Genomic DNA, 16,285 nt, shown 5'->3' on the forward strand with positions numbered 1-16,285 from the left:
GAGCCGCCATGACCGCCGAGACCGACGCCCGCATCGCCCGCCTGCTGCATCACCGGAAGGCGGGCCTTGCCCTGGGCGAGCCCGTCGTGCCGCCGATCTCGGTCGCCACCACCTTCCACCTGCCGCAAGCCCAGGGGGCCGCCCATTACTACGGCCGCTCCGGCCAGCCAACCTGGGACGCCGTCGAGGCACAGCTGGCGATCCTGGAGGCCGCAGAGGTCGTGTCCTTCCCCTCCGGGATGGCCGCGATCACCGCCGCCCTTATCTGCTGCCTGAAGGCGGGGGCGAAGGTGATGCTTCCGTCGGACGGCTACTACGTGACCCGCCTCCTTGGCCGGGATCTTTTACAGGTCTACGGAGTCGAGGTCGTGCAGGTCCCGACGCTGGAGATGGAAACAGCGGACTTCACCGGCTTTCAGGTGATCTATATCGAGACCCCGTCGAACCCCGGCTTAGACACCGTCGATATCGCCGCGCTGGCCCGGAAGGCCCACGCCGCGGGGGCGCTTCTGATCGCCGACAACACGACGATGACGCCGCTCCTCCAGCGGCCGCTGGACCTTGGCGCGGATCTTGTCGTGGCGGCGGACACCAAGGCCCCGGCGGGCCACTCCGACGCGCTTTTCGGCCATGTGGCGGGGCGCGACGCGAACCTGATGGCGCGCGTGCGGGAATGGCGGCGGCAGTCCGGGTCGGTACCGGGACCGTTCGAGGCCTATCTTGTCCACCGGGGTCTGGAGACGCTGGAGGTCCGCCTGACCCGCATGTGTGCCTCGGCCGCCGTGATCGCCGAAAGGCTGGCGGCGCATCCGAAGGTTCAGGGGGTACGCTACCCCGGGTTGCCGGGTGATGCCTCGCATGGGGCAGTCGGGGCGCAGATGGCCAACGGCGGCTTCCTCATCGGGTTCGAATTGGCCGGAGAGACGGCGGCGGAGGGCTTCCTGGCCCGCTGCCCGCTGATCGAACAGGCCACCAGTTTCGGCGGGGTCCACACCGCTGCCGAACGCCGGGCGCGGTGGGGAGATGCGGTGGCCGAGGGGTTCATCCGGCTGTCCATCGGCGTGGAGCCGGTGGAGGTGTTGTGGGCCGCGATCGATGCGGCACTGGCGGGGTAGGGACCAAATTTCTTGAGGAAGAAATTTGTCAAATTCCTTGCTTAAGGAATTTGGCTTCCGGCCTTACAGACTATCCAGAATCCGCGCAGCCTCGGCCTGGACATCGGCCAGTTTCGTCCGGTCTTCGCCGGGGAAGAACCTGGCGCGGGTGGCGGTCGGCAGGGTTTGCGGCGCTGTAATGACCACGCGCGGCCCGTGCTTTGCAGTTTCGGCCTGCCAGCTGCGCGCCAGAGCCATTTGCGTGGCCTTGGTGGCCCCATAAGAGCCGAAGAACGGCTGACCGGCGCGGGGGTCGTCGAGGAATAGGGCGGTCCCCTGGTGAGCCTTCAACAGCGGCTCGACCATCGGGATCAGCATCCCCGTCGCGCGGGCGTTGGTGGCGAGCGACTTTTCCCAGTCCTTCTGATCGATGTGACCGGCCGGGGCCAAGGGTGCCGCATGGATGGCGGCATGGACCCAGAGGCCGACCCCGCCCCAGCGGTCATGGAGCGACCGGCACAGGTGGCGCATCGCGTCGTCGTTGGTGACGTCCATCGGTGCCAGCGTCAGGCTTCCCGCGCCCGGCAGACCGGCGCGCTTGACGCGGTCGTCCAGTTCTTCAAGGCCGCCCACGGTGCGGGCGACGGCCACGACGTGCCAGCCGCGCAGGGCCAGCTGTTCGGCCAGAGCCGAGCCAAGGCCGCGGGAGGCTCCGGTGACGAGGGCGATCTTGTCGGTCATGGTTGGTCCTTCTGGCAGGCGTCGGAGCCTCCGGCGGGGATATTTGTCCAAAGATGAAAGGGCAAGGGGTCAGTGACGCCCGTAGCCTGCGGCAAGTTCTGCCTGACGCACGGCGATGATCTGATGAAGGAGCGCGTCGGGCAGGGGGCGCTCCGGGGTGAAGAGAACGCCGGATTTCGACGTCTTGAACGGCGTGCAGTCGATCAGCGGGATCACCGAACCGGAATGGGGGTAGAGGCCAAGGTGTTTCGAAAAGGCCGCGTAGCCCACGACCATCTTGCCCTTTGGCCCCGGCTGGCGGAGGCCGGGCATGGCGTAGGACATGGTTTCGAGGTGGTCGGGGAGGAGGGCCTTCAGCCGGGCACGGAGGGCGGTCAGGGCCTCACGCTGGCCTGGAGGGAGGGCGGCGATGAAGGCGTCTATTTCGACTGTCATCATGGCCGCCTTCAGGGTACTTAGTTCGCTATTAACGCAACGATGAGCATGATGCCAAAACTGGCAATAAATAGAACTTGGGTGCGAGCTATATCCTGAGGTCGCGGCCTATCGCCTTCACGGTAGACGAATTTGTCACGCCAGCTTTCATTTTCCCGCAATCTGCTTCTCGTTGCTGCTTGAATGACCCAGTCGAAAAAGAATGATGGTGCGGCTAGTCGCAAAAAGGGAGGACGACTGAACGGGCGCAATCCAACGCCAAAGACCGCCAAGACGAACGCAATAAAATGAACGCCGATGAGATTCATCCCCTTGATTCCTTTTTAGGGGCAAGGACCGGGTAGCTACTGACCCGTCACTCCGCCGCCTTCATCTCGAAGCCTTCCTCGATCTTGTCCGATGGCGCGACCGGGTAGTCGCCCGAGAAGCAGGCGTCGCAGTATTGCGGGTTGGCCATGTCGCGGCCCATCACTTCGCCCGCCGCCCGATAAAGGCCGTCGAGGCTTACGAACTTCAGGCTATTGACGCCGATCCAGTCGCGCATCTCGTCCTCGGACATGGTGGCGGCCAGGAGTTTCGAGCGTTCGGGCGTGTCTACGCCGTAAAAGCAGGGCCAGGCGGTGGGCGGTGAGGCGATGCGGAAGTGGACCTCTGCGGCGCCGGCTTCCAGGATCATGTCCTTGATCTTGCGGCTGGTGGTGCCGCGCACGACCGAGTCGTCGACCAGGATAACGCGTTTGCCCTTGATCAGCGCGCGGTTGACGTTCAGCTTCAGCCGCACGCCCATGTTGCGGATGCTGTCGGTCGGTTCGATAAAGGTGCGGCCCATGTACTGGTTGCGGATGATCCCCATTGCATAGGGGATGCCGGATTGCTGGCTGTAGCCGATCGCGGCGGGGGTGCCGCTGTCGGGCACCGGGCAGACGAGGTCGGCATCGACCGGCGCTTCGATGGCGAGCTCCACGCCGATCTGGCGGCGCGTCTCATATACGGAACGGCCGCCGATGATGCTGTCGGGTCGGGAGAAATAGACGTTCTCGAAGATGCAGAAGCGCGATTTGGCGGGGGTGAAGGGGCGGGTGCTTTCCACCTTGTTGCCCTCGATCACCACCATCTCGCCCGGTTCGATCTCGCGCACGAAGTCGGCGCCGATGATGTCGAGGGCGCAGGTTTCCGAGGACAACGCCCAGCCGTGGTCACCGATCCGGCCCAGGACCAGAGGACGCACGCCCAGGGGGTCGCGGACGCCGATCAGTTTGGTGCGGGTCATGGCGACGACGCTGAAAGCGCCCTCGACCCTGCGCAGAGCATCCTTGATCCGCTCGGCCAGGGACTTCTGGATTGACCGCGCCATTAGGTGGATGATGCATTCGCTGTCCGACGAGGACTGGAAGATTGACCCGCGCTCGATCAGTTCACGGCGCAGGGCGGAGGCGTTCGTCAGATTTCCGTTGTGCGCGATGGCGCAGCCACCCATCGAAAACTCGCCAAAGAAGGGCTGCACGTCGCGGATCGCGGTGGCACCCTTGGACCCGGCGGTGGAATAGCGGACATGCCCGATCGCCAGCGACCCCGGCAGGGTGTCCATCACGTCCGCCTTGGTGAAGTTGTCGCGCACGTAACCGAAGCGGCGGGCCGAGTTGAAGCCGTGTTCGGGGTCGTAGCAGACGATCCCACCCGCCTCTTGCCCGCGGTGCTGCAGTGCGTGCAGGCCAAGCGCCACGAAGTTCGATGCATCGGCCACGCCGACGACGCCGAAAATCCCGCACTCCTCCTTCAGCTTGTCGTCATCGAAGGGGTGCGAGCGGAAGGGAGCCATGCGTCCGAATCCTACCTTGGGCTTAGGCCCGCTGTTTAAGGCAGCGGGTCGGGGCTGTCACGCCCCGAAACGCCCCTGGGGATCACGGATTGGTGGCAGGTGCGGCCGGTGCGGGTGCTTCGGTGGCGGGTGCTTCAGTTGCTGGTGCCGCCTCGATCGTCGGCGCGCCACCGGGTGCGCAGACATTGGTCAGGTCGTTGTAGCGGTCCACGATCCAGCCCGGTGCGTCCGAAGGGATGTTCTGGTCGATTTGGGCCTGGAAGTTGGCGAAGACAAGCGCCGTGCGCGAGTTGTCGATCATCGCGATTTCCTGTCCCGACAGGACGCGGTCGTAGACGATGAAGGCGATCGCGATCAACAGGATGCCGCGCGCCGCGCCGAACAGGAAGCCAAGCGCCTGGTCGATCCCGCCGAGGGCCGACCGCTGGACGGCGCCAGAGAACAGTGGGGTGAAAAGCGCGGCGATGATCAGGCCCACGACGAAGACACCGGCGAAGGCGGCGACCACCGAAAGTTCGCAGCTGTCGGACAGAAACTCGCCCACGACGGGCAGTTCCTTGACCAGCGGCTGGACGCCGGGGGCGAAGTAGTAGGCGGCGATGGCCGCCCCGATCCAGCCGATAATCGCCATCAGCTCGCGAACCAGACCGCGCGAGAAGGCGAGAATGGCCGATATGATGATGATGAGCGCCGCACCACCGTCGACTGCGGTCAGGTTTTCCATCGCTTACGTCCCCGTTCCCATTCTTTGCAAGGGCTTATCCTGCCCCGAACATTTCGCCCACAAACGCCGTCAGATCAGGCATCTGCCTGACCGTCAGCCCTGCGGCCCCTTCGATTTTCGAATGGGACGGCACGGTTGCCTGTGAGAAACCAAGTTTCGAGGCTTCTTTCAACCTGTTTTCGGTCTGGCCGACCGGGCGCAAGGCCCCGGAAAGGCTGATTTCTCCGAAAAGCACCATGTCGGGCGGTATCGCCACGTCCTCGCGCGCCGAAAGAAGCGCCCCGGCGACGGCTAGGTCTGCGGCGGGCTCGGAGACGCGAAACCCGCCGGCGACGTTCAGGAAGACGTCCAGCCCGGCGAAGGGAATGCCGCAGCGAGCCTCAAGCACGGCGAGGATGGTGGAGACGCGGCCGCTGTCCAGCCCGACCACCGTACGACGCGGGCTCGCAAGGGTGGATGGGGCGACGAGGGCCTGGATCTCGGTCAGGACGGGGCGGGTGCCCTCGATCCCGGAGAAGACGGCAGATCCCGGGGCCGGCTGGTCGCGGTTGGCCAGGAACAGGGCCGAGGGGTTCGGCACCTCGGCCAAGCCGCCACCGGTCATCTCGAAGACGCCGATTTCATCCGCAGGTCCGAAGCGGTTCTTGACGGCGCGCAGGATGCGGAACTGGTGGCCACGCTCGCCCTCGAAATAAAGGACGGTGTCGACCATGTGCTCGACGACGCGCGGGCCGGCGATCTGGCCGTCCTTGGTGACGTGGCCGACGAGGATGATCGCCACGCCGCGGCGCTTGGCAAAGGTGACAAGCTCATGCGCTGCGGCGCGGACCTGAGACACGGAACCTGGAGCCGCCTCGACGCTGTCCAGCCACATCGTCTGAATCGAGTCGATGATTGCCAGGGCGGGGCGTTCTGCATCCAGCGTGGTCAGGATGTCGCGAAGGTTGGTCTCGGCGCCGAGCTGGACGGCGGCATCGGTCAGGCCAAGGCGTTGTGCGCGCATCCGAACCTGGGCCGCGGCTTCTTCGCCGGAGATGTAAAGGCATTTCAAACCCTTGCGGGCGAAGCTTGCGGTGGCTTGCAGCAAAAGCGTGGATTTGCCGATGCCTGGGTCACCGCCCACCAGAATGGCCGAGGCGGGGACAAGACCGCCGCCAAGAACCCGGTCCAGCTCGTCGATGCCGGACGACGCGCGGGGCGGTGCTGCCTCCTCGGTCGCAAGGTCCGAAAGCGGGATCATCCGGCCCTTGGCGCCAAGCGACTTGGGGCCGGTGGACAGGGGGGCTTCTTCCGCAATGGTGTTCCACCCACCGCAGGCGTCGCATTTGCCGGCCCATTTCCGATAGGCGGCACCGCAGACAGTGCAGGTGAACGAGGCATTCTGTTTCATGATGCGGGACAGTGACCGGTGTTTTGGGCAGTATCAAGGCGTCAGGGCGACAAGAATCTTGGGGAAGGTTCCAGTCGATTTCCGTGAACGAGGAACTTGGGGCCGCGACTTACGTGGTCGGCTTCGTTTTCCAGGAAATCAGGACCTGCGCCAGGATGCAGCCGGTGAAGAGGTAAAGGCCCCAGGCCGTCTCGACGGTGACGTGGCCTGCACCCTTGGCGATGACGATGTAAAGCGCGATCAGGAAGACGTCGGCCATCGCGAGCTTCCCCAGGATTTCCAGCGCCGGGAGGGTTCTGGGGCTGAGGAGGTTCCAGTGCAAAAGCGCCAAGCCGATGGTCTTGGCGTAAGGCGCGAAGATCGCGAGGAAGGTGACGAGGAGGGCCAGGGCGGCGTCGGATTCCCACAGGGACTGAAGGCCGGTGATCACGCTGATCTCGTCCATCCCGAACACCGGCAAGAGGGCGGCGCGCAGAAGCGGCGCGAACCAGGCGATGGGGAAGAGGACGAGGAGGGCGAGGTTGAGGTATTTCATGGCCGTGCCCCCTGGCTGGCTTCTCTAGCGGATGGCGGCGATGGGTCCCTCGGCGCGGCCGTGGATGAACTGCTGCACGTAAGGATCTTCCGTCGCGTCCAGGTCCGAGACCGGCCCGGACCAGCGGATCACCCCGCCGTGCAGCATCGCCACGTTATCCGCAATCGCCCGGACCGAGGACATGTCATGGGTGATGGTCATCGCCGTGGCGCCCATCTCGGTCACGATCTCGCGGATCAGGTCGTTGATGACGCCGGCCATGATCGGGTCAAGGCCCGTGGTCGGCTCGTCGAAGAAGATGATCTCGGGTTGCGCCGCGATGGCGCGGGCCAGGCCGACACGCTTCTGCATGCCACCCGAAAGTTCCGCAGGGAAGAGGTCGGCGGTCTCGGGCTTCAGGCCCACGCGGCGAAGCTTTTCGATGGCAATCTCGCGGGCCTGGGCCTTGGGAAGTGCTTTCGGGCCACGGACCAGTCGGAAGGCGACGTTCTCCCAGACGCGAAGCGAGTCAAACAGCGCGCCGCCTTGGAAAAGCATTCCGAACCGGGCGAGGAAGGCGTCGCGGTCGCCTTTGGTGACGTCCTGCCCGTCCAGCGTGATCGTCCCGCTGTCGGGACGCACAAGGCCGAGCACTGATTTCAGCAGCACCGACTTGCCCGTCCCCGACCCGCCGATGATGACCATCGAGGTGCCCGATGCGATCGACAGGTTCACACCCTGCAGGACACAGTTCTCGCCAAAGCGTTTGTGGACGTCATGAAGTTCGATCATGACGAGAAGAACACTTCGGTCAGGATGTAATTCGCCGCCAGGATCAGCACACTGGCGGACACGACGGCGGCCTTGGTCGCGGCCCCCACGCCTTGCGCACCGCGGGCCGAGTTCATGCCGTGGTAGCAGCCCATCAGAGCCACGATGAAGCCGAAAACCGCGCCTTTGACGAGGCCCGAGCCGATGTCCCACCCCTCAAGAAAATCGACGGTGTTCTTGAGATAGGCGGCAGAGTTGAAATCCAGCCGGGTGATCCCGACCAGCCAACCGCCCATGATCCCGATGGCGTCGCCCACCGCGACCAGGATCGGCATCGACAGGGTTGCAGCGACCACGCGCGGAACGGCAAGGTATTTCAGGGGGTTGGTCGACAGCGTTACCAGCGCGTCGATCTGCTCGGTCACCTTCATCGTGCCGATCTCGGCAGCGATCGACGACGCCACGCGGGCCGCGACCATCAGACCGCCCAACACCGGCCCAAGCTCGCGCGTCATACCGATGGCGACGATGGAGGGCACGACGGATTCGGCGTTGAAGCGCGACCCGCCGGCATAGATCTGCAGCGCCAGCGCGCCCCCGGTGAAGATCGCGGTCAGGCCGACGACGGGCAGCGAATACCAGCCGATCTGCAAGAGCGACGAGCCAAGCTCGCGCAGATAGAAGGGCGGGCGCAGGATATGTCCCAGGACCGCTGCGGCAAACAGCGCCACACGGCCGACTGCTGCGACGGCCTGCAGGACAGGGCGGCCCAGCGACCCCAGGGTCGCCTCGATCATGCCGGACGCTCCTGGTAACGCCGGGTGTAGCGGGGGCCGAGTGCGGTCAGAAGTTCGTAGCCGATGGTTCCGGCCATGTCGGCCAGAGCGTCGACCGGCTGGTTCGGGCCGAGGATGTCCAGGGACTTCGGCACCTCAGGAAGGTGGGTGATGTCAACCGTGATCAGGTCCATCGAGACGCGGCCCACCAGCGGGCAGGGCGTGTCGCCGTCCCAGAGATGCGCCTTGTTCGACAGGGTCCGCGGCAAGCCGTCGGCATAGCCCGCAGCCAGGGTCGCAATCAGCGAAGGCCGGTCGGCGACCCAGGTGCAGCCGTAACCCACCGCCTCGCCGGGGGCGACCTCACGGGTCTGGATCACCGGAAGCGACAGGGTCAGGGCGGGGATCGCGGCCTCATGCGGCAGGCCGCCGTAGAGGCCCACGCCGGGGCGGGTCAGGTCGAAATGATAGCGCGGCCCCAGCAGGATGCCCCCGGTGGCCGCAAGGCTGCGTGGCAGGCCGGTGCCGTCGGTCATCTTGTGGAAGGCCGCAAGCTGCGCCTCGTTCAGCGGATGGTCCGGCTCGTCAGCGCAGGCAAGGTGGCTCATCAAAAGCTCTGGTCCCGTATCGATCAGGATCGGAGCGACGGCTTGCCATTCCAGCATCTCGACGCCCAGTCGGTTCATTCCGGTGTCAAGCTGCACCCCGAACGGGTGGCCCGGCAGCGATTCCAGGTGGCGGGTGATCTGCTCCAAGCTGTTCAGCATCGGCGTCAGATCCAGGTCATGGATCATCTCGGTATCGCCGGCCATGTGGCCCGACAGGACCGCGATCTGCGGCCCAGGACCCAGCGCCTGACGGACGGCGGCACCTTCCTCGGATTGGGCCACGAAGAAGCGCCGGGCACCGGCCGCTGCCAGGGAACGTGCAATCCGCGTCACGCCAAGCCCATAGGCATCGGCTTTCACCACCGCCGCAGTCTGCACACCGGGGCCGGACATCCGGTCCAGAGCGCGCCAGTTGGCGGCAATCGCATCGAGGTCAATCGTCAGGGTTCCAGTCGCCATGCGGCTGTTTCGACCGGGGCGGGGTCGCGGTCAAGGGAAAACCTCGGACCGGGCGGGCGCTTGCCCTTTCCAGCCGCCTGCGCGACGGTGGGCCCTGGAAAAGGAGATCGCCGGTGTCCGAGCACAGCACGGAACATGACGAAGATGCGGATCTCTACCTGACGATCCTGTGCTGGATCGGCCTTGGCATCGCGACACTGGACGCCTTCCTGCAGCCGCTGCCCGCCGGCCTGGTCTGGGGTGCGCTGGGGCTGTCCTTCCTGACCGGCGGCCTGCCACCACTGCGGACGGCGCTGGCGGAGCTTTGGCAGGACCACCGGCTGGACATCGACCTTCTGATGGTGGTGGCGGCCCTGGCGGCGGCGGCGGTTGGTGCGGCGCTGGAAGGGGCGGTGCTGCTGGCGCTATTCTCGCTGTCGCAGACGCTGGAGCATCGGGCGATGGGCAAGGCCCGCCGCGCCGTCGAGGCGTTGATGCAGCTACGGCCCGAGACGGCGCTGTTGGACGGGCCGGATGGGGTGGTCGAGGTGGCGGTGGCGGACCTCGTGCCGGGTGACCGGGTGATCCTGCGACCGGGCGCGCGCGTGCCGGTAGACGGCCGGGTGGCCGAGGGCGCGGGCCATCTGGACGAAAGCACGGTCACGGGGGAATCGCTTCCGGTGCGGAAGGCGGCAGGCGATCCGGTGCATGAGGCGACGGTCAACCTCGACGGCATCCTGACGGTCGAGGTGACGCGGACCCTTGCCACCAGCACGGTTGCCCAGATGATCAAGCTGGTGACCGAGGCGCAGGCGATGAAATCGCCCTCGGAACGGTTTTCCGACTGGTTCGGCCAGCGTTACACCATTGCGGTGCTGGTGGGGTCGATCCTGTCCTGGTTCGGCTTTCGGTGGGCGGGCTATGAGGGCGGCGATGCGCTTTATCGCTCGGCGACGCTGCTGGTTGCGGCATCGCCTTGCGCGGTGGTGATCTCGGTCCCCGCCGCGATCCTGTCGGCCTTGTCCGCAGCGGCGCGGGGCGGAGTGCTCTTCAAGGGCGGCGGGGCGCTGGAGGGTCTGGCCGAGGTTCGTACCTTCGCCTTCGACAAGACCGGCACGCTGACCACAGGCCTCGCCTCGGTCACCAATATCCGCGCGCTTCAGGGAGAGGAGGACGCCTTCCTTGCCCTCGCGGCGGGGCTGGAGGCGCAGTCCGAGCATCCCATCGCCGCCGCGATCCGACGTGAGGCGGCCGAACGCGGTCTCACTCCGGTCGCGGTCCGCGATGCGCGCTCACATCCTTCCGAGGGCATCACCGGGCAGGACGCCGAGGGGCCGGTCTGGGCCGGAAACGCGCGGATGCTGGCGGCGATGGGGGCGGCCCTGCCGCCTGAGCTGGAGGCGCTCGCCAATGGGGCCGAGACGCTGGTCGTCGTCGGCCGTGGGACACAGGTGCTGGGGGCCGTGACCGTGGCGGATGAGCCCCGGCAGACGGCAGCCGAGGCGCTGGTCGCGTTGAAGGCGGGCGGGCGCACCGAGATCCTGATGATGACCGGCGACCGCGCCCCGGTGGCGGCACGGATCGGCGAGCGGCTGGGGCTTGTACCGGCCGAAATCCACGCGGCCCTCCTGCCGGCGGACAAGGTCGCGCTGGTCGACGCGGCCGCCAAGCGCGGCAAGGTCGCTTTCATCGGCGACGGGGTGAACGACGCCGCAGCCCTGGCGCGGGCTGATGTCGGCGTGGCTATGGGGGTGGCGGGCAGCGAGGTCGCACTGCAGGCCGCCGACGTGGCGCTGATGGCGGACGATCTGCGCAAGCTGGCCGATGCCCGTCGCCTGGCCCGCCGCACGATGCGGGTGATCCGGCAGAACCTTACGCTCGCCCTGGGCGCGATGGCCGTCCTCGTGGTGGGAAGCCTGTTCTTCGAACTGCCATTGCCGCTGGCCGTTCTGGGCCACGAGGGCGGGACGTTGCTGGTCGTGCTGAACGGCCTCAGGCTTCTGGCCGATCCGATCCGGGTGCGGGGCTAGAAGCCCACATCCGGCCCGCCCTGACCCTGCCACGGCTTTGCCAGGTTGCCAAAGCGGGTGAACCGACCCTCGAACGACAGCTCCACCGTGCCGATTGGACCGTGGCGCTGCTTGCCGATGATGACCTCGGCCTTGCCATGCACCGATTCCATGACCGACTGCCATTGGGCCATCTTTTCCAGCTCGTGGTCGCCGGGCTTTTCACGTTCCTTGTAGTACTCGTCCCGGTACACGAACATCACCACGTCCGCGTCCTGCTCGATCGAGCCCGATTCCCGCAGGTCGGACAGCTGCGGACGCTTGTCCTCGCGGCTTTCCACGGCGCGGGACAGCTGCGAGAGCGCGATGACCGGGATGTTCAGCTCCTTGGCGATGGCCTTCAGCCCTTGCGTGATCTCGCTAACCTCTTGCACCCGGTTTTCCTTGGACGTGCCTTTCAGAAGCTGCAGGTAGTCGATGATCAGCACATCCAGCCCGTGCGTCCGCTTCAACCGCCGCGCCCGCGCAGCGACCTGGCTGATCGGCAGGGCAGGGGTGTCGTCGATGTACAAGGGGCAGGCTTCCAGCGACTTCGCCGCTTCGACGAAACGGCGGAACTCCTGTTCGGTCATGTCGCCGCGGCGGATCTGTTCGGACGGAACCTCGGAGGCTTCGGACAGGATACGCGCCGCGAGCTGTTCGGCGCTCATTTCCAGCGAGAAGAACCCGACGACGCCGCCTTCGACCGAACCCTCACCGCCATCCGGCATGCGGCCCCGCTTGTGCGCCTTGGCGATGTTGAACGCGATGTTGGTGGCCAGCGAGGTCTTGCCCATCGACGGACGCCCGGCCAGGATCAGAAGGTCGGAAGGGTGCAACCCGCCCAGCTTCTTGTCCATGTCGATCAGCCCGGTCGAGATGCCGGCCAGACCGCCCTCGCGCTGATAGGCGGCGTTGGCCACATTCACCGCGTCGGTTACGGCTTTGAGAAAGCTTTGGAATCCGCGCTCGGCGACGCCTTGCTCGCCCAGCTTGTACAGCCGCTGTTCGGCCTCGATGATCTGGTCCTTGGGTTCCGATGCGACTTCGACCTTGGCCGCCTGCGCCGCGATGTCCCGCCCCAGCTGGATCAGTTCGCGCCGAACCGCCAGATCATAGATCATCTGCGCATAGTCCCGCGCCGCATAGGCCGAGATCGCAGCCCCGGCAAGGCGCACCAGATAGGACGGTCCGCCCAACTCCTTCAGGCCGGCGTCGTCTTCCAGAAACGCCTTCAGCGTCACGGGCGAGGCAAGGGCGTTCTTCAGGATACGCGCCGCCGCGACCTCGAAGATCCGCTGGTGCACGGGGTCAAAGAAATGCTCGGCCTTCACCAGAGACGAGATGCGGTCGAAGATCTCGTTGTTGGTCAGGATTGCGCCCAGAAGCTGCTGCTCGGCTTCGATGTTGTGCGGCAGGACTTCCGACTGGGACCCAGCGTTCGCTGTCCCCGGAACGATGGTGCCCATCGCCCTGAGTGCTGTGATCTCGGTCATGTCTGCCCCCTGCCGTTTTTCTGTTTTTTGGTGTCCACCGCCTAGCATGTCCAGCGGTGGATTGGGTTGGGGGAAAGCTGTGCATAAGCCGCTTATCCACAGGATAAAGCCTACCACATCTTGCCCCGCCGTTGAAGCGGCAACCTATCCCTTGCTGGTTGAGCAGGCTTTAGTGGGCGGCTTTTCGACGGGCGCGACAGCGCTTGGACGGGAATCAGGCCTTGCGGGCGTCCTGCCAGGCGCGGGGGGCTTTCAGGAAGCTTTCCACCTCGGCCAGCGTGGCCGCGTCGAAGGAGCCTTGCGCCCGCGCCTCCGCCAGCACGTCCCACCAGGTGCACAGGTGATGGAGCTTGACGCCATGTGCGCCCAGCTTCGCCTCGGTATCCGGGAAGATGCCATAGTAGAAGATCACCGCGGTATGGCCGCAGACCGCACCCGTCTCGCGGATCGCATCGACGAACGACAGCTTGGAGCCGCCGTCCGTGGTCAGGTCCTCGACAAGAAGGACGCGCTGGCCTTCGGTCATCGCGCCTTCAATCCGGGCGTTGCGGCCATAGCCCTTGGGCTTCTTGCGCACGTAAGTCATTGGGAGCGCAAGCCGTTCCGCGACCAGGGCCGCAAAGGGAATGCCCGCCGTCTCGCCGCCGGCGATGTTGTCGAAGGCCTCGAAGCCCGCTTCCCGCATCACCGTGACCGACAGGAAATCCATCAGCACGGACCGGATGCGCGGATAGCTGATCAGCTTGCGGCAGTCGATGTAGGTGGGGCTGGGAAGGCCGGATGCCAGCGTGAAGGGCGTCTCGGCGTTGAAGTGCACGGCCTTGATTTCCAGAAGTGCACGGGCGGTCAGCCGGGCAATTTCATCCTTGGGCGGGAAGGTCGAGGGGATCATGCGGAGGTCCTTTCGGGCGGGCTCGTCGTGCGACTTCGTCTTCTCCTCGCGGGTCCCCCGACGAGGGACGAAGTCCAACGAGGAGGTGGGGTCAGGGCAGAACGTGCCAATGCACGGGGAAGCCGGGATTGAAGACCGTGACGGGGCCGGGCGCGGCTTCGATCTTTTCGGGCCAGGTGCAAGCCTCGGCCCGCTTTTCCAAAGTGATGGTGCTTTCGTTCACCGGCAAGCGGTAGAAGGCTGGCCCGCTCCGGGAGGCGAAAGCCTCCAGCTTGTCCAGCGCGCCCTCTTCCTCGAAGACGTGCGTCAGCAGGGACATGGTGTTCGTCGCGGTGAAACAGCCCGCGCAGCCGCAGGCGTGTTCCTTCAGCGCGTCGACATGCGGGGCGCTGTCGGTGCCCAGGAAATACCGGGACGAACCCGAGGTCGCAGCCTTCCTCAGCGCCAGCCGGTGCTTTTCGCGCTTGGCGACGGGCAGGCAGTAGTAGTGCGGCTTGATCCCGCCCGCGAGGATATGGTTGCGGTTGATGATCAGGTGATGGGTGGTGATCGTCGCGGCTAAAGTGTCGCCACCCTCGGCCGCATAGGCGACACCTTCCTCGGTCGTGATATGCTCCATCACCACCCGCAACTCGGGCAGGCTGCGGCGCAGGGGATCAAGCACCGTGTCGATGAACACCGCCTCGCGGTCGAAGATGTCGACATGGGCGTCAGTGACTTCGCCGTGGGTGCACAGCGGCAGACCGATCCGCGCCATGGTTTCCAGGACCGGCATCACCTTGGACAGGTCCCGCACCCCGGAAAGCGAATTCGTCGTAGCCCCCGCGGGATAAAGCTTCACCGCCTTGACCAGCCCCGAGGCCGCCGCGCGCTCCACTTCCGCAGGGTCCGTACCCTCGGTCAGGTACAGCGTCATCAGGGGATCAAAGGCCATGCCTTCGGGCAAGGCGGCCATGATCCGTTGGTGATACGCCCGGGCGTCGCCCAGCGTCACCACGGGCGGCACCAGGTTCGGCATGATGATCGCGCGGGCGAAATGGCGGGCGGATTCCGGCAGCACGGCTTCCAGCATCGCGCCGTCGCGCAGGTGCAGGTGCCAGTCATCGGGGCGGGGCAGGGTGATCGTTTTCATGGCCGCGCAGGTAACGTAAACCCGACCGCGTTTCCAGTGGCATCGCATGAAAGACTGCGACAGGATCGCGCCAAAGAAGGAGTTGCCGATGTTCCGCCCGTTTCTCGCCGCCGCTTGCCTCGCGTTTCCCGCTGCCGCGCAGGACGTCGATTGCGCCAATGCCATCACGCAGATGGACATGAACCAGTGCGCCTATGCGGATTGGGAAGCGGCCGATGCAGAGCTGAACACGGCCTACAAGCGTGCGATGACGCTTTTGCGGGGCTGGGATGACAACCTGCCCAAGAACGAACAGGGCGGGGTGCTTTTGCTGAAGGAAGCGCAGCGCGCCTGGATCACCTTCCGCGACAAGGCCTGCGCGGCCGAAGGCTATGGCATGAAGGGCGGGAGTGCCGAGCCGCTGGTCATCTACGGTTGCATGCTCCAATTGACCGAGGAACGCACCGCGCATCTGACCGCGTTGTTCGACGCCTATGCCGAGTGATCAGGCCTTCTCGCCGGTCAACTCTTCCAGCCGCCTTGCAAAGCGCGGGGCATTCAGGCGCGAGGTCACCGACCGGCAGATCTTGACCTCACGTTCCGTGTGCCCCGACAGCCTCGCCGCGGCCAGGATGGCGCGCAGGTAGCTGCTGTTGGACCTGCGCCCGCGCCAAAGCCAGGAAAACCGTTCAGCCGACATCTTGCCTTCCATCGCCGCTTCCAGGATGCGGTCCAGGACCTTCATCTCGCGCAGCGTGTCCTCGGTCCCCTCGCCGGTATAGCGGGCGTGCAAAGGGTGCACCCAAGGTCGCTGGAAAAGCGCCGCATGCATCGCATCGGGTTGGTGCAACGGATCGTGGATCAGCCAAACCTTGGACGCACTTTCCGTCATGTCGGGCGCATATCCATAGCGGCCCCGAAAGTTGATCCGCCGCGCAATCCGGTGGCGCTCGTCCCAGCCCGCCAGACTTGGGTCCAGCGTCGCGCGGGGCGCCACCAGAACCAGTTCCGCCTGGGGAGCGGTGATGGAATAGGCGGCCGCCGCATAGCCCGCCGCACCCGCGCCATAGAAGACCACGCGGTCGAAATCTTCCAGGAAGCCGTCGTCGGCCAGACGGTCGAAATACCGAAACACCGCCGGGTCGCGCCACCAGGTCTCACCCTCGGCCAGGATCGTCAGCATCGACCAGCCGCGGTTCTGCGCCAGGCCGAAATGTTCGGGCAGATGATCCTCGCGGTCGCGCAGCGTCGCCGCATCCTCGAAGGTGACCAATAGCTGCGGCCGTTCCTCGGCAAAGAAGGCAAAGTGCTTGTCCCCCAAAGGCAGGAAGTCGCCATCGCCCTCGGCGATTTCCAGCATCGGGCGCTGCCAGTCGGGCGGCTGGACTTCACTGGTCATCGGGAAACTGTCGGTGTGTTGCATGATGG

The 16,285-nt window shown here is 65.7% G+C and carries 17 protein-coding genes; 3 read left to right on the top strand and 14 right to left on the bottom strand.

From position 1 onward, the window contains the following. Nucleotides 1-8: 8 nt before the first annotated feature. Nucleotides 9-1,115, top strand: a complete 1,107-nt coding sequence (locus tag Q0C42_RS12115) for a cystathionine gamma-lyase (RefSeq protein WP_295075881.1) — start codon at nt 9-11, stop codon at nt 1,113-1,115. A gap of 63 nt (nt 1,116-1,178) precedes the next feature. Here the strand turns inward: Q0C42_RS12115 and Q0C42_RS12120 are convergent, their stop codons facing one another. From Q0C42_RS12120 to alr, 10 genes are all read right to left on the bottom strand, one after another. Beyond that, nucleotides 1,179-1,835, bottom strand: coding sequence for an SDR family oxidoreductase (locus tag Q0C42_RS12120; protein WP_295075884.1), 657 nt, complete (start codon nt 1,833-1,835; stop codon nt 1,179-1,181). Nucleotides 1,836-1,904: 69 nt separating this feature from the next. Beyond that, on the bottom strand, nt 1,905-2,270 hold the full coding sequence (locus tag Q0C42_RS12125) for an iron chaperone (RefSeq protein WP_295075887.1): 366 nt from the start codon (nt 2,268-2,270) through the stop codon (nt 1,905-1,907). A gap of 20 nt (nt 2,271-2,290) precedes the next feature. Next, nucleotides 2,291-2,578: a hypothetical protein gene (locus Q0C42_RS12130; protein ID WP_295075890.1), complete on the bottom strand. Its 288-nt coding sequence runs from the start codon at nt 2,576-2,578 to the stop codon at nt 2,291-2,293. A gap of 47 nt (nt 2,579-2,625) precedes the next feature. Continuing rightward, nucleotides 2,626-4,089, bottom strand: a complete 1,464-nt coding sequence (gene purF / locus Q0C42_RS12135) for an amidophosphoribosyltransferase (protein ID WP_295075892.1) — start codon at nt 4,087-4,089, stop codon at nt 2,626-2,628. 82 nt (nt 4,090-4,171) lie between these two features. Next, nucleotides 4,172-4,813 (bottom strand): CvpA family protein, encoded by a 642-nt coding sequence (locus tag Q0C42_RS12140; protein ID WP_295075895.1) that lies wholly within the window; start codon nt 4,811-4,813, stop codon nt 4,172-4,174. A 34-nt stretch (nt 4,814-4,847) separates the two neighbouring features. Continuing rightward, the gene (radA, locus tag Q0C42_RS12145; RefSeq protein WP_295075898.1) at nt 4,848-6,203 is read right to left on the bottom strand and encodes a DNA repair protein RadA; all 1,356 of its coding nucleotides are present in this window, start codon (nt 6,201-6,203) and stop codon (nt 4,848-4,850) included. 109 nt (nt 6,204-6,312) lie between these two features. Further along, nucleotides 6,313-6,738, bottom strand: coding sequence for a paraquat-inducible protein A (locus tag Q0C42_RS12150; RefSeq protein ID WP_295075902.1), 426 nt, complete (start codon nt 6,736-6,738; stop codon nt 6,313-6,315). 24 nt (nt 6,739-6,762) lie between these two features. After that, complete coding sequence (locus Q0C42_RS12155) at nt 6,763-7,509, bottom strand: ABC transporter ATP-binding protein (protein ID WP_295075906.1); 747 nt, start codon at nt 7,507-7,509, stop codon at nt 6,763-6,765. Next, the gene (locus tag Q0C42_RS12160) at nt 7,506-8,285 is read right to left on the bottom strand and encodes an ABC transporter permease (RefSeq protein ID WP_295075909.1); all 780 of its coding nucleotides are present in this window, start codon (nt 8,283-8,285) and stop codon (nt 7,506-7,508) included. The genes Q0C42_RS12155 and Q0C42_RS12160 overlap by 4 nt, the downstream gene beginning before the upstream one ends. Next, entirely contained in the window at nt 8,282-9,331 is a 1,050-nt protein-coding gene (gene alr / locus Q0C42_RS12165) for an alanine racemase (protein ID WP_295075912.1), read from the bottom strand. The genes Q0C42_RS12160 and alr overlap by 4 nt, the downstream gene beginning before the upstream one ends. A gap of 113 nt (nt 9,332-9,444) precedes the next feature. Here alr and Q0C42_RS12170 point away from each other — a divergent pair, with 113 nt between their 5' ends. Then, nucleotides 9,445-11,340 (top strand): cation-translocating P-type ATPase, encoded by a 1,896-nt coding sequence (locus tag Q0C42_RS12170; protein ID WP_295075915.1) that lies wholly within the window; start codon nt 9,445-9,447, stop codon nt 11,338-11,340. Here Q0C42_RS12170 and Q0C42_RS12175 read toward each other — a convergent pair. From Q0C42_RS12175 to pyrC, 3 genes are all read right to left on the bottom strand, one after another. Further along, the gene (locus Q0C42_RS12175; protein WP_295076315.1) at nt 11,337-12,827 is read right to left on the bottom strand and encodes a replicative DNA helicase; all 1,491 of its coding nucleotides are present in this window, start codon (nt 12,825-12,827) and stop codon (nt 11,337-11,339) included. The genes Q0C42_RS12170 and Q0C42_RS12175 overlap by 4 nt on opposite strands. A gap of 241 nt (nt 12,828-13,068) precedes the next feature. Beyond that, complete coding sequence (locus tag Q0C42_RS12180; RefSeq protein ID WP_295075918.1) at nt 13,069-13,746, bottom strand: orotate phosphoribosyltransferase; 678 nt, start codon at nt 13,744-13,746, stop codon at nt 13,069-13,071. 91 nt (nt 13,747-13,837) lie between these two features. Next, nucleotides 13,838-14,878, bottom strand: a complete 1,041-nt coding sequence (gene pyrC, locus Q0C42_RS12185; protein WP_295075921.1) for a dihydroorotase — start codon at nt 14,876-14,878, stop codon at nt 13,838-13,840. Between the two features lie 46 nt (nt 14,879-14,924). Between pyrC and Q0C42_RS12190 the strand changes: the two genes are divergently transcribed. Beyond that, entirely contained in the window at nt 14,925-15,362 is a 438-nt protein-coding gene (locus Q0C42_RS12190) for a lysozyme inhibitor LprI family protein (protein ID WP_295075924.1), read from the top strand. Here the strand turns inward: Q0C42_RS12190 and Q0C42_RS12195 are convergent, their stop codons facing one another. Continuing rightward, the gene (locus Q0C42_RS12195; protein ID WP_295075927.1) at nt 15,363-16,280 is read right to left on the bottom strand and encodes a phosphoadenosine phosphosulfate reductase; all 918 of its coding nucleotides are present in this window, start codon (nt 16,278-16,280) and stop codon (nt 15,363-15,365) included. Nucleotides 16,281-16,285: the final 5 nt, after the last annotated feature.

Origin of the sequence: Tabrizicola sp. (assembly GCF_022842145.1) — a bacterium.
Classification (GTDB): Bacteria; Pseudomonadota; Alphaproteobacteria; order Rhodobacterales; family Rhodobacteraceae; genus Tabrizicola.